The organism is Rhodopseudomonas pentothenatexigens (assembly GCF_900218015.1).
Classification (GTDB): Bacteria; Pseudomonadota; Alphaproteobacteria; order Rhizobiales; family Xanthobacteraceae; genus Rhodopseudomonas; species Rhodopseudomonas pentothenatexigens.
In genome coordinates this window covers 20,706-33,487 of the sequence record NZ_UFQQ01000010.1, presented here as the reverse complement: position 1 = coordinate 33,487, position 12,782 = coordinate 20,706, and the positions used below count along the sequence as shown (strand labels likewise).

General features: G+C 66.2%; 11 protein-coding genes. 4 read left to right on the top strand and 7 right to left on the bottom strand.

Annotated elements, in window-relative coordinates:
* Positions 1 to 30 precede the first annotated feature (30 nt).
* The 5 genes from DWA33_RS10925 to DWA33_RS10905 all read right to left on the bottom strand — a co-directional run bounded on the left by DWA33_RS10925 (position 31) and on the right by DWA33_RS10905 (position 4,879).
* Positions 31 to 531, bottom strand: coding sequence for a GNAT family N-acetyltransferase (locus DWA33_RS10925; protein ID WP_114358126.1), 501 nt, complete (start codon positions 529 to 531; stop codon positions 31 to 33).
* An 18-nt stretch (positions 532 to 549) separates the two neighbouring features.
* Positions 550 to 1,296: a proteasome-type protease gene (locus DWA33_RS10920; RefSeq protein WP_114358285.1), complete on the bottom strand. Its 747-nt coding sequence runs from the start codon at positions 1,294 to 1,296 to the stop codon at positions 550 to 552.
* 101 nt (positions 1,297 to 1,397) lie between these two features.
* On the bottom strand, positions 1,398 to 2,225 hold the full coding sequence (locus DWA33_RS10915) for a transglutaminase family protein (protein ID WP_114358125.1): 828 nt from the start codon (positions 2,223 to 2,225) through the stop codon (positions 1,398 to 1,400).
* Positions 2,226 to 2,276: 51 nt separating this feature from the next.
* Entirely contained in the window at positions 2,277 to 3,221 is a 945-nt protein-coding gene (locus DWA33_RS10910; RefSeq protein WP_114358124.1) for an alpha-E domain-containing protein, read from the bottom strand.
* A gap of 239 nt (positions 3,222 to 3,460) precedes the next feature.
* A complete protein-coding gene (locus DWA33_RS10905) occupies positions 3,461 to 4,879 on the bottom strand; it encodes a circularly permuted type 2 ATP-grasp protein (RefSeq protein WP_114358123.1) in 1,419 nt (472 codons plus the stop codon).
* Positions 4,880 to 5,100: 221 nt separating this feature from the next.
* On the opposite strand from DWA33_RS10905, the gene DWA33_RS10900 reads away from it, so the two are divergent.
* The 3 genes from DWA33_RS10900 to DWA33_RS10890 all read left to right on the top strand — a co-directional run bounded on the left by DWA33_RS10900 (position 5,101) and on the right by DWA33_RS10890 (position 7,482).
* Entirely contained in the window at positions 5,101 to 5,838 is a 738-nt protein-coding gene (locus DWA33_RS10900; RefSeq protein WP_114358122.1) for a competence/damage-inducible protein A, read from the top strand.
* Positions 5,839 to 5,996: 158 nt separating this feature from the next.
* Positions 5,997 to 6,518 carry a xanthine phosphoribosyltransferase gene (gpt, locus tag DWA33_RS10895; RefSeq protein WP_114358121.1) on the top strand — a complete coding sequence of 174 codons (522 nt, stop codon included), beginning with the start codon at positions 5,997 to 5,999 and terminating at the stop codon, positions 6,516 to 6,518.
* Positions 6,519 to 6,810: 292 nt separating this feature from the next.
* Positions 6,811 to 7,482, top strand: a complete 672-nt coding sequence (locus tag DWA33_RS10890) for a hypothetical protein (RefSeq protein WP_114358120.1) — start codon at positions 6,811 to 6,813, stop codon at positions 7,480 to 7,482.
* Here the strand turns inward: DWA33_RS10890 and DWA33_RS10885 are convergent.
* Positions 7,464 to 9,902, bottom strand: a complete 2,439-nt coding sequence (locus DWA33_RS10885; protein ID WP_244601264.1) for a pyrroloquinoline quinone-dependent dehydrogenase — start codon at positions 9,900 to 9,902, stop codon at positions 7,464 to 7,466. The genes DWA33_RS10890 and DWA33_RS10885 overlap by 19 nt on opposite strands.
* Before the next feature lie 636 nt (positions 9,903 to 10,538).
* Positions 10,539 to 11,561, bottom strand: coding sequence for a methionine synthase (locus DWA33_RS10880; RefSeq protein WP_114358118.1), 1,023 nt, complete (start codon positions 11,559 to 11,561; stop codon positions 10,539 to 10,541).
* Between the two features lie 133 nt (positions 11,562 to 11,694).
* Between DWA33_RS10880 and DWA33_RS10875 the strand changes: the two genes are divergently transcribed.
* Positions 11,695 to 12,414, top strand: a complete 720-nt coding sequence (locus DWA33_RS10875; RefSeq protein ID WP_114358117.1) for a glutathione S-transferase N-terminal domain-containing protein — start codon at positions 11,695 to 11,697, stop codon at positions 12,412 to 12,414.
* The last annotated feature ends 368 nt before the right edge of the window (positions 12,415 to 12,782 follow it).

Here is a 12,782-nt window from a genome sequence, read left to right as displayed (position 1 = left end):
TGGTCCTCCCTGTGTGTTGTTGTTCACGCGTTACAGTCTGCGCTGCATGTAGCACGCTTCGGCGTCGTAGCTCTTCAGCTTGGCGTCGAGCGCCGGATCGGCGAGGCGGGCGAAGCCCTGCCGCTGCCAGAACTGCACCGTTCCGGACAGCGCCACAAGCGTGATGTTGTCGGCGATGCCGGCGGCATGGCGCACCAGTTCCGCGATCACCGCAGACGCCGCGCCGCCGCCGCGCGCCTCCGGCAGCAGCGCGATGTCGTGCAGATAATAGGTCGACGCCGGCTCTGGGATGCTGCCGAGCAGCGCATTGAGCGCCGGCGGCTGCCTGAGATGCCAGGGATGGCTGATCAGATAGCCGCAGGGGCCGTCTGCGGAGTCGAGCACGAAACAGCCGCCCGGATGCAGCGCCAGCCGCTCGGCGAACACCGCGGCGTCTTCAGGATAGGCCGCATGCACCACCGCGGCGATCGCGTTGACCGCAGAAAGATCGGCGGGCGTCATGCCGCGCCAGTCGGCAGTCTTCACATTCATGATCTTTCGCCCGATGCCTCACGCCTGGTCCTTGTAAGGCGGGCGCGGGATGTTCTTGTGGGCGGCGCGCAGGGCGGCGGACCAGCGCGAACGGAGGTCGTGGAAATAGGGCTCGCCGGCTTCGATCCGGTGGTTGAGGTCGGCGTCGCAGACGTCGGTGCGCACCACCAGCACGTCGATCGGCAGGCCGACGCCGAGGTTGGAGCGCATCGTCGAATCCATCGAGATCAGGCTGGTCTTCAGCGCCTCGTACAGCTCGACATCGTAAGTAATCGCCCGGTCGAGCACCGGCTTGCCGTATTTGTGCTCGCCGATCTGCAAATACGGCGTGTCGATGGTGCATTCGATGAAATTGCCGGCCGGATAGATCATGAACAGCCGCATCCGCTCGCCCTTGATCTGGCCGCCGAACAGGAACGACACCTCGTAGTTGATGTCTTCGGCCTTCAGCGCCTGCGCCTCGGTGGCGTTGACGTGGCGGATCGCGCGGCCGATCAGTTGCGCGGCCTGAAACATGCTGGACGCGCCGATCAGGGTCTCGCGCTCGCCGGTCTCGGCGTTCTCCAGGCCCTCGGTGAGGGTCGACAGCACCGACTGGCTGATCGACAGATTGCCGGCGCTCGCCACCGCCATGATGCGGTCGCCCGGCTTGCTGAAAACGTGCAGCTTGCGGAAGGTCGAGATGTTGTCGAGCCCGGCATTGGTGCGGGTGTCGGCGACCATCACCAGGCCCTCGCGCACCAGCACTCCACAGCAATAGGTCATCTCGTCCTCGAACAGATCGTCTGAATAAAGCGCAGCGCAGGGATCGCGGCTGCGGGACACTAGCCCATCCGGGCCTGCCGTCCAGCCCCCGAAAACGGCGGCTATTGCGACTGAAACTGCCGGCCGGCCTGATCGACCTTGACCGACACCGTCAAGGTCTCGATGCCGCCGCCGTAGCGGGTGCCGCGCACCGGCGCTGCGCCGAGATAGTCCAGCCCGATCGCGACGCGGGCATGGGCGTCGGTCGAGCAGATGCCGTTGGCCGGATCGAACCCGACCCAGCCGAGCCCCGGCACATGGGCTTCGGCCCAGGCGTGGCCGGCGGGCTGGTGCACCACGCCGTCGGCGCGCAGGAAATGCCCCGATACGAACCGGGCCGGCACCCCGCCGGCGCGGGCGCAGGCGATGAACACATGCGCGTAGTCCTGGCAGACGCCGCGGCGCAACGCGAAGGCTTCGGCCGCCGTGGTGCCGGAATGGGTCGGGTCGTCGTCGAAAGTGATGTGCTGGTTGATCGCGGTCATCAGCGCGTGCAGGAAGCCGATGGTGTCGCCGCTGCCGTCGCCGCGCAGTTCGCGCGCCAGCGCCAGCATCGGCGCCGCCGGCTCGGTCAGTTCGGTCGAGCGCAGGAACAGTTGCGGCGGAAACCTCTCGTCGGTGCCCTTCAGCACGCCGCCGGTGTCGGAGGTCTCGATCAACCCTTCGGCGGTGATGGTGAGATCCTCGGTGGTTCCGACCGTCAGCACATGGGTGACATTGCCGAACGCGTCGTAGTGCATGTCGAGTCGGGTGTCGGTGGAAACGTCGATCTGCCAGTCGGCGACGTATTGGCCGTCGTGACTGCCGGGCGTCATCCGCAGCACCTGGATCACGCCGGTGGCGGGCGGCTCGTAGCGATAGTTGGTGGTGTGCGTGATGCGCAGGCGCATGGCGTCCAGAGTCCGGTTACGGCGGCGGGCAGGGCGCGCGCCTGTGCTCGATCAGATAAGATACTGCTTGGCGACGATTTCGCCGAGCCGGCTGTTGTCGGCGATGAATTCCTGGATGAATTCGTGAACGCCGCGCTGGAAGATGTCGTCCATGTTGGAGTGTTCCAGCCTGTTGCGGATGGCGCGGGCGTGACGCTGCGCCGGGCCCTGGCGACCATAAGCGACGCCGATCTGGTCGAGGTTGCGCACCAGATTGCCGTAGCACGAGGCCAGCGAGCGCGGCAGGCTGTCGTTGAGGATCAACAGGTCCGCGATCAGCCAGGGTTTGAGCGTCTCACGATACACCCAGTGATAGGCGGTCAGCGCCGACACCGAGCGCAGGATCGACGACCACTGATAGTAATCGAGCGGACCGCCGACATGTTCCTCTTCGGGCAGCAGCAGATGATATTTGACGTCGAGAATCCGCGCGGTGTTGTCGGCGCGCTCCAGATGCACGCCGAGCCGCGAGAACCAATAGGCGTCGTTGCGCAGCATGGTGCGATAGGCCGAGCCGTCGAACCGCAGCGAGGTCTCCTGCACGAAGCGCAGGAACTGCGTCAACTGCTCGCGGGTCTTGGCGCCCTTGCTCCAGTTCTCCTGCAGCTCGATCCAGGCCGAATTGATGGTGTCCCACATCGCGCCGGTCAGCGCGGTGCGTACCGAGCGTGCATTGAGCCGCGCCGCCTCGATGCAGTTACGGATGGAGGAGGGGTTCGCGGTCGACATCGACAGGAATTCGACGACGTTGGTCTCGTTGGCCTCGTCGTACTGCGCATAGAAGCTGGCGCTGACGCCGGCAGTCAGCAGCGCCGAATCCCATTCGTTGCCCTGGCCCGAATAGGTGTTCGGCAGCGCGGTGACGCGCAGCGTCGCCTCGATGGTCCGCGCCAGATATTCGGCGCGCTCGACGTAACGGGACAGCCAGAACAGGTTTTCAGCGGTGCGGGACAGCATGGCGGCTTCTTCTCCCTCCCCCCTTGCGGGGGAGGGTCGGGGTGGGGGGAGACACGAGGTGAGGCTTCCGTTGTGGACCGCTGCTAAGTAGCCGCACGCACAAACCCTCATGGTGAGGAGCCCGCCGGGACGGCGGGCGTCTCGAACCATGAGGTGTGTGGCGCCCATCCTTCGAGACGCGCGCCGATGGCGCGCTCCTCAGGATGAGGGCAGTGTTCGTGGATGCAAGCGAAGCGAACCTACTCATCCAGCACCCAGGTGTCCTTGGTGCCGCCGCCCTGGCTGGAATTCACCACCAGCGAGCCTTCCTTCAGCGCGACGCGGGTCAGGCCGCCGGGCACCACGGTGATGCGGTCGCGGCCGGTGAGGACGAACGGGCGCAGGTCGACGTGGCGCGGGGCGAGGCCGGCCTCGGTGCAGGTCGGGCAGGTGGACAGCGCCAGCGTCGGCTGGGCGATGAAGCCCTCCGGCTCGCGCTTCAGCTTCTCGCGGAACGCTTCGATCGTCGCCTTGGTGGCGGTGGGGCCGATCAGCATGCCGTAGCCGCCGGAGCCGTGGACCTCCTTGACCACCAGCTCGGACAGATGGTCGAGCACATAAGCGAGGTCGGACGGCTCCCGGCAGCGCCAGGTCGGGACGTTCTTCAGGATCGGCTCTTCGTCCAGGTAGAACTTCACGATGTCGGGCATGTAGCTGTACACCGCCTTGTCGTCGGCGATGCCGGTGCCGACCGCGTTGGCCAGCGTGACGTTGCCGGCCCGATACGCCGACATCAGCCCTGGCACGCCGAGCACCGAGTCCGGACGGAAGGTCAAGGGATCGATGAAGTCGTCGTCGACCCGGCGATAGATCACGTCGACCCGCTTCAGCCCCTCGGTGGTGCGCATGAACACCTCGTCATTCTTGACGACGAGGTCGCGGCCCTCGACCAGTTCGATGCCGAGCTTGTCGGCGAGGAACGAGTGCTCGTAGTAGGCGGAATTGAACACGCCCGGCGTCATCAGCGCCACGGTCGGTTCCGACGACGAATGCGCCGGAGCGACGGAGCGCAGCGCGGTCAAGAGTTCGTCCGGATATCGCTCGACCGGCGCGATGCGGTGCCGTGCGAACAGATCCGGAAACAGCCGCATCATGATCTCGCGGTTTTCCAGCATGTAGGAGACGCCCGACGGGGTGCGCGCATTGTCCTCCAGCACGTAGAAATGTTCGTCGTCGACCCGGACGATGTCGATGCCGGCGATGTGGACGTAAACGTCGTGCGGCACCGCCTGGCCGTTCATCTCCGGGCGGAACACCGGATTCTGGAAGATCAGGTCGTCGGGTATGATGCCGGCGCGCAGGATGTCGCGGCCGTGGTAGATATCGCGCAGGAACATGTTGAGCGCGCGCACGCGCTGCTTCAGCCCCAGCTCCATCCGCGCCCATTCCTGCGCCGACAGAATCCGCGGGATGACGTCGAACGGGATCAGCCGCTCCTGCGCCTCGGCGTCGCCATACACCGCGAAGGTGATGCCGATGCGGCGAAACAGCAGCTCTGCTTCCTGGCGCCGATGGGTGAGGGCTTCGGGCGGCGTTTCGCCGAGCCAGCGGGACAATTCCTGATAGGCCGAGCGAACCTCGCCGCCGGGGCCGTTCATCTCATCGAACGCAACTGCCATGAAACCAGTCTGATTCCCAAGGATGCTGCGTGAGAGTGCAGCATGGAACACAGCAGTAGCAAGGGGCGGGCCAGCACGATATGGAAGGAGTGGACGATTTTGGACGTCGGGTCCAGAATCTTGCCTGCAATTCGGGCGGCGCGCTGCTCAAATCGTCGGCAGGTGTCTCCGGGGAGGGCAATGGCCCGCGCCGGCACGTAGCAGGGGAAACGGAAGCACTCATGAGCGAGATCGTTACGGCGGGTATCCTGGTGATCGGAGACGAGATTCTGTCCGGCCGGACCAAGGACAAGAACATCGGCTTCATTGCCGAGTACCTGACCAACATCGCGATCGATCTGCGCGAGGTGCGCGTGGTGGCCGACGACGAGGCCGCGATCGTCGAGGCGCTCGACGCGCTGCGCAGCCGCTACACCTACGTCTTCACCACCGGTGGCATCGGGCCGACCCATGACGACATCACCGCCGATTGCGTCGCCAAGGCGTTCGGCGTTGGGATCGATTATCACCCCGAGGTGGTGGCGCGGTTCCGCGAACGGTTCTCCGAAGCCGAACTCAACGAGGCGCGGTTGCGGATGACGCGGATTCCGGACGGCGCCGAGCTGATCCAGAGCGCCACCATCATCGCGCCGGGCTTCAAGATCGGCAACGTCATCGTGATGGCCGGGGTTCCGTCGATCATGCAGGCGATGATGGACATCGTCGCGCCGTCGCTGAAGTCCGGCGTCAAGATGCTGTCCGAAACGGTCAAGGCCAATGCGCGCGAGGGCGACATCGGCGGTCCCTTGCGTGAGATCGCCGCCGCGCATCCGGACACGATGATCGGCAGCTACCCGTTCCTCGACGAGGAGCGCAAGCCGAACACCAATCTGGTGGTGCGCTCGCGCGATCCGGAGAAGCTGCAGCAGGCGATGGCGGCGGTGAAGCAGATGCTGGCCGATCTGCAGGTCGCGAAATAAACCAAGACAAGTAGGTGTCCGTCGTTGCGAGGAGCGCAGCGACGAGCACTTCAGCAACGCATGCGCCGTGGCTCTGGGTTGTTTCGCGGAGCCGGTGCCCGGACGGCGCAAAGCGCCGATCCGGATGCTCGCAATGGCAGGGTCGTCGGAGTGGATGGATGACGCAAAGCGAACCGAGTGAACAGCAGCGGGCGGGACGCCCGTTCCCGGTGTCGTGGGATCAGTTTCACCGCGACTGCCGGGCGTTGAGCTGGCGGCTGAACGAACTCGGGCCGTTCCATGCGGTGATCGCCATCACCCGCGGCGGCTTGGTGCCGGCCGCGATCGTCGCGCGCGAACTCGGCCTGCGGGTGATCGACACGGTGTGCATCGCCAGCTACGAGCACGACAAGCAGGGCGAGTTGCAGGTGCTCAAGGGCGTGTCGGATCAGACCGCCAAGCTCGGCGGCGGCACCGGAAAGGGCCTGCTGATCATCGACGACCTGGTCGACACCGGCAAGACCGGCCGCATGGTGCGGTCGCTGCTGCCGGAGGCGCATTTCGCCGCGGTCTACGCCAAGCCGAAAGGCCGCCCGCTGGTCGACACCTTCATCACCGAAGTGTCGCAGGACACCTGGATCTTCTTCCCCTGGGACACCGGCCTCAGCTTCCAGCCGCCGCTGAAGGACGGGGCGGCGTAGAACGCGTGCGGACGGCAGCCAGTTTGTCGTCCTCGGCCTGACCAAGCGCCGCAGCCAAACCTCTCCCCGCGCGCGGGGAGAGGTCGGATTGCGTAGCAATCCGGGTGAGGGGGCGTCTCCACGAGTCCGAGCTTTCGGATGGCTCGCTGCGATCGCCCGTGATCTGATTGCTGACAGCTGACGGGCGCTCGGCTGCGCGGCGACGCCCCCTCATCCCACCCTTCTCCCCGCGCGCGGGGAGAAGGAGCAGGCAGTGCGCGCTGAGCAGCCTTTGCCTTGCAGGAGACAGTTGATGCCGCTGCAGAACCGCGTCACCCCGTTCGGCGAGATTGTTGCGGTGGCGGCGCGCGGGCTGTTCACCGGCAATCGCGGCATCATTCACGACCCCGCGACCAGGACGCTGCTGAAGCGGCGGTGGTCGAGCCCGGCGTGGATCACATGTACTTGCGACTTCCGCGGCCGCCGCCGCGACGTGATGGCGACGCGGAGCTGGACCGAGCTGTTCTTTCTCGACGAGGCCACCGCGCTCGCCGCCGGACACCGGCCTTGCTACTACTGCCGCCGCACCGACGCGAATGCCTTCGCCGCCGCGTGGGCGAAGGGCAATGGGCTGGAGCGCGTCACTGCAGCAGCGATCGATGCGGCGCTGCATCGCGAGCGGCTCGACGGTCGTGCCAAGCGACTGCATCCGCTGCCGTGTCCGATCGAGGATCTGCCGGACGGCGCGATGGTGCAGGCGATCACGGACGATACGACCGCGGCCAGTCATCTCATGCGGCAGGGCAGAGCGCTGGCATGGTCGTTCGCCGGCTATCGTGCGGTCGATGCGCCACTCCGCAACGCGCGGCTACTTACCCCGCCCTCGACGGTGCGCGCGCTGCAGGCCGGGTATCGTCCAGTCTTCCACGCATCGATCCTCGGCCCTGCCGATGCCGAGCCGCCAATTCATTCGGGCAGAGCATAGACCTTGAGATAGTCACCGGGCGTGGTCCCGAAGCGGGCGTGACCCGTCGCCGTCACGGCGATGTACTGACGGCCGCTGTGCTCATAGGTCATCGGCCCTGCCTGGGCACCGGCGGGCAGCCGAGCCTCCCATAACAGCCGCCCGGTCGCGGTTTCGAACGCCCGCAGGAAGTTGTCCTGCGTGGCACCGATGAAGGTCAGGCCGCCGGCGGTCACCAGTGGGCCGCCGAGATTGGGTGTTCCGGTAGCGATTTTGAGCTTCGTGGGAATTCCGAGCGGTCCGGAGTCGAATCCCGTCCCCAGCGGTTTGGACCAGACGATTTGACCGGTGTCGATGTTGGTCGCTGTGATGTAGCCCCACGGCGGCGAGATACACGGCACCCTGAGCGGCGACCACCAAATCGGGCGGGTCACGCCGAACGGCGTTCCCGAGTGCGGCGCGACCTGCTGATCCGGCCGCGCGCCGCCGGATCCGACGGGCTGGTCGTGGACCGTCCGCCGCGGATGCAGCACCACGAGGTTCGGCAGGCGCGAATTGTTGCCGATGATCAGGCGACGCTGCGGATCGTAACCGAGCCCGCCCCAGTTCATGCCGCCCACCGTGCCGGGAAACAGCAGCAAGCCGGCCTTGTCGACGGTCGGCGGGGTGAACATGCCCTCGTAACGGTGGCGGTGGAAACTGATGCGGCACAGCGCGGCGTCGATCGGCGTCAGCCCGAAGGCGTGGCGCGCATCGATCCGCTCCGGATCGCGGCCCGGGACGCCGCCGATATTGGGAAAGAACGTCGACTGCGGCTGCGTCGGCGCCACCCAGTCGCCTGGCGGCGGCCCCTGCGGTGTCGGGCGCTGCTCGACCGGCCGAAGCGGTTCTCCGGTGGCGGCGTCCAGCAGAAACATGTTGCCGGTCTTGCTGGCCTGCATGATCGCCCGACGGACGGTGCCGTCGATGGTGACGTCGACCAGCATGGGTTGAGCGCCGAGGTCGTAGTCCCATAAATCGTGGGTGACGGTGCTGTAGACCCAGCGCGTCGCGCCGCTCTGCAGATCGACTGCGACGACCGCGTCGGTGAAGCGGTCTTCGTCGGGTGTGCGATTGCCCCCCCATTGGTCGGCCGCGGCGTTGCCGGTGGCGAGGAAGGCGAGGCCGAGCGACTCGTCCGCCGAGATGATGTTCCAGACGTTCGGCGTGCCACGGGGGTAGATCTCACCAGGCCCCAGCGGCGCCTTGGGATCGGGGCGAAGCGCGTCCACCGCCCAGCGCAGTTCGCCGGTGCGCGCATCGAACGCCCGCACCACCCCCGATGGCGCGTCCCGCCTCTGGTTGTCGCTCACCTGCTGGCCGAGGATCAGGAGCCCGCCGGCGACCGTCGCGCCCGACGTGTACGAAGCGAAGCCCTTTTCGCGCAGGCCCATGCCGACGGTGATGTCGACGACACCGGCTTCGCCGAACTCCTTGCACAAGAATCCACCCACCGCATCGAGCGCGATCAGGCGGCCGTCCGCCGTTGCGACGAAGACGCGCCGGTGACACCGGCTGCCTCCGCGCGGCACCGGCCCCATCACGCCTGGGACCGCAGGCATTTTCGCGATCGATTCGGATCGGCCGGGCGCCTCGCCATCGTCGAAATAGGCGACTGCGCGGCACGCGGCCGTGAACAGCGACTCCATGTTGCTGGCCGGGACCTTGGGGTCGTGGCTCCACCGAACCTCGCCGGTACCCGGGTCGAGCGCGAATACCTTGTTGGTCGGCGTGCAGGTGTAGAGAAGATCATCCACTTTGATGGGGGTGTTCTGGGAGGAATAGAACACGCGGCCGGCACGGGGATTGAGGTCGCCGGTTCGGAACGTCCAGGCTTCCCGCAGCCCGGTGACGTTGGCGGTGGTCACCTGGTTCAAGCTCGAATAGCGCCGACCTCCATTGGTGCCGCCATAGGCGGTCCAATCCGCGCCGGCCTCCTGCGCCGCGTCTCCGGGCCGCAGACCGCTGGCCGCTGCGACCTCCTGTCCGCTGGCCGGTTCGGTCCTTTCCCAGTTGGCGTAGACCAGGCTCCCCAAAGCGACCAAACCGCCGACCACCCCGGCCAGCGCGACCCGCCGAGACGTTGCCCGCGGCGGTGTGCGCCACAGCAGATAAGCCAGCCCGACGCTCGCCAGCAGACCTGCAAGAACCCCGATGCGGCCGGCGAAATCGATGCCCCAGGCCGGCAGCCAGCCCTTGCCGCCGATTTCGACCAGCGACCAGACGATCGAGAGCAGCAACGCACCGCCATACGCCACGAAGGCCGCGAGGTGGCGACTTCTCCAGGCGAGTGCCGATCCGAGCGTCAAGAGCGCGCCCGCGACCAGATAGTAGAAGGATCCGCCGAGAGCGATCAACCAGCCACCCAGCACGGCCATCGTCAAGCCGAACGCACCGACCACCAGCGCCAAGCCGAGGTAAAGCCATCGCCATCCGCGGCGTTGGATGTGTTCTGGACGAGTTGTTGCAGCAGCCACGAGCGGATCTCCGTCAGCGGAACCGCGCGGCCAACGCCGTGTGCACGCCACTGTTCCTAGACACGAGGCGCCTTATCGCGCGCCCGGCATGACGGACGACTACATCCGCTGCCGTCCGCGGTGGGGGCTTGCCGGACGGTGCGATGGTCGCGGACGTAAAGCACGACGATGCCGGTGGCCGCAATGGTCGCTGCACCTCCACTGCTTATCTGCTCAGGCGGGGCGGTCTGTTGCGGTGGTTGTTCGAGGGGTGTCAGCCGGTGAAGTGGCGGTGATCGAAGGCTTGCCGGATCGTCCCGTCCTGCTCACGCCACCATCAACGCTAAGGGCTCTCGAAGCCGGCTATCAACCCGCATTGCATCCAAGTGCACGCACAAACCCACCACGTCATTCCGGGGCGCTCGCGCAGCGACCGAGCCCGGAATCCATACCCCCTGTGCGCGTGGCTATCACTTTGCGCCAAATCATCACAGGGGATATGGATTCCGGGGTCGCACTACGCGCGTCCCGGAATGACGAACGAGAGGCCGATTGTGAGTCTCGCTCAGCAAGACCAGCGAACTACGCGAACCGCTGCCGCGCCAGCTCCGCCCCCGCGCCGAGCGCCGCCAGTTTGGCCTCGGCGATGTCCCGCCGCATCGGGGCCATGCCGCAATTGGTCGTCGCGACGATGTTGCTCTTCGGCACGTGCTGCATCACCGCCTCGATCGTGGCGCAGACGTCTTCGGCGGTTTCCACCTCGTCGCTGGCGACGTCGATGACGCCGGCCTGGACGATCTTGCCCTTGAGCAGCGACAGCAGCTCCAGCGGCACCTTGGAATTGCGGCACTCGACTGCGACCTGCTGGATCGCGCTGGCGTCGATCGCCGGGAAGATGTCCTCGTATTGCCGCCACTGATCGCCGAGCGTTTCCTTCCAATCGGTATTGGCCTTGATGCCGTAGCCGTAGCAGATGTGCACGGCGGTGGCGCAGGTGAGGCCCTGCGCGGCGCGCTCCAGCGCCTTGACGCCCCAGTCGGCGGCCTCGCTCATGTAGACGTTGAACGCCGGCTCGTCGAACTGGATCATGTCGATGCCGTCGGCTTCGAGCGCCTTGGCTTCTTCGTTAAGCAGCTCGGCGAACGCGAACGCCATCTTGACGCGGTCGCCGTAGTGACGATCGGCGATGGTGTCGATGATCGTCATCGGGCCGGGCAGGGTGAATTTGATCTTGCGCGTGGTATGCGCCCGCGCGATCTGGCCCTCGAATCCGTGAACGCGGCCCTTCAGCCGCAGCGGCGCCACCACCTGCGGCACCATCGCTTTGTAGCGATCGTTGCGGATGCCCATTTCGACCTTGTGGGCGAAGTCGATTCCCTCCACGGCTTCGAGGAAGCCGTGGACGAAATGCTGCCGCGCCTGTTCACCTTCGGTGACGATGTCGATGCCGTAGTCCTCCTGCAGCTTCAGCGCCAGGATGGTGGCGTCGCGCTTGGCGCGGACCAACTCGTCGCCGCTCGACTTCCACGGTGCCCACAGCTTGTTGGGCTCGGCGAGCCATTCCGGCTTCGGCAACGAGCCGGCGATCGTGGTCGGAAACAGCATCGTTCGCTCCCTTGTGGCGTGGTTGAAGCCTCTGTGCCACGTTCGCGGCGGGGCGTACAGAAGCGCGAGACCGAGGTGACAAGCCGGCCGAAGCCGGGCTAGGATCGGCGCAAACCCGTCAAGAGGACGTCCCATGATCGATCTGTATTACGCGCCGACGCCGAACGGCTGGAAGATCTCGATCATGCTGGAAGAATGCGGCCTGCCGTACAGGGTGGTGCCGATGCAGCTCGGGCGCGGCGACCAGCACCAGCCGGAATTTCTGGCGCTCAGCCCCAACGGACGGATGCCGGCGATCGTCGATCATGCGCCGATGGGCGGCGGCGCGCCGCTGTCGGTGTTCGAGAGCGGGGCGATCCTGATCTATCTGGCGGAAAAATCCGGCCAGTTGATGCCGACCGAGACGCGGGCGCGGTTCGAGGTGATGCAGTGGCTGATGTGGCAGATGGCCGGGCTCGGGCCGATGCTCGGCCAGAACGGCCATTTTCTGCTGTATGCGCCGGAGAAGATCCCTTACGCGATCGACCGCTACAGCCGCGAAGCGAAGCGGCTGTACGGCGTGCTGGATCGCCGGCTGGCCGACCGCGATCACATTGCGGGCGACTACTCGATCGCCGACATCGCCTGTTTTCCCTGGATCATGACCCATAAGGCGCAGGGCCTTTCGCTCGACGACTATCCCAACATCAAGCGCTGGTACGCCGCGCTGCGTGCCCGGCCCAAGCTGCAGGCCGGTCTCGCCCTCGGCAAGGAGGACAAGAAGCCGATGGACGAGCAGGCCCGCAAGCTGTTGTTCGGCGTCGACAAGCCAGCGCACGCCGACGCGCAGGCGCAGAGCGCGCAGCAGCAGTGAGGACAACGCGCGTGATCAATGTCCGAGCGCACACGCTGCTTATGGCGTCATCGCCCGGCTCGTCCGGGCGACCCAGTATTCCAGAGCGTCCGTTTCCGAATGTCTGCGCTCTGCAATACTGGATCCCCCGCATCCGCGGGGGATGACGGTGGTAGCGTAGCGATGTCGTTCACGAACTCAGCCTTCGTCATTCCGGGGCGCGCGGCGAAGCTGCGCGAGCCCGGAATCCATATGCCGCAGCGTTTGCGGTGGAGCAGGGCGTCGGTTGCGCTGTGCTTGATCGAGAGGCCAGGGGTTATGGATTCCGGGTTCGCGCTGCGCGCGCCCCGGAATGACGAACGAGAGTTGATCACGTAAAACTGGACCAA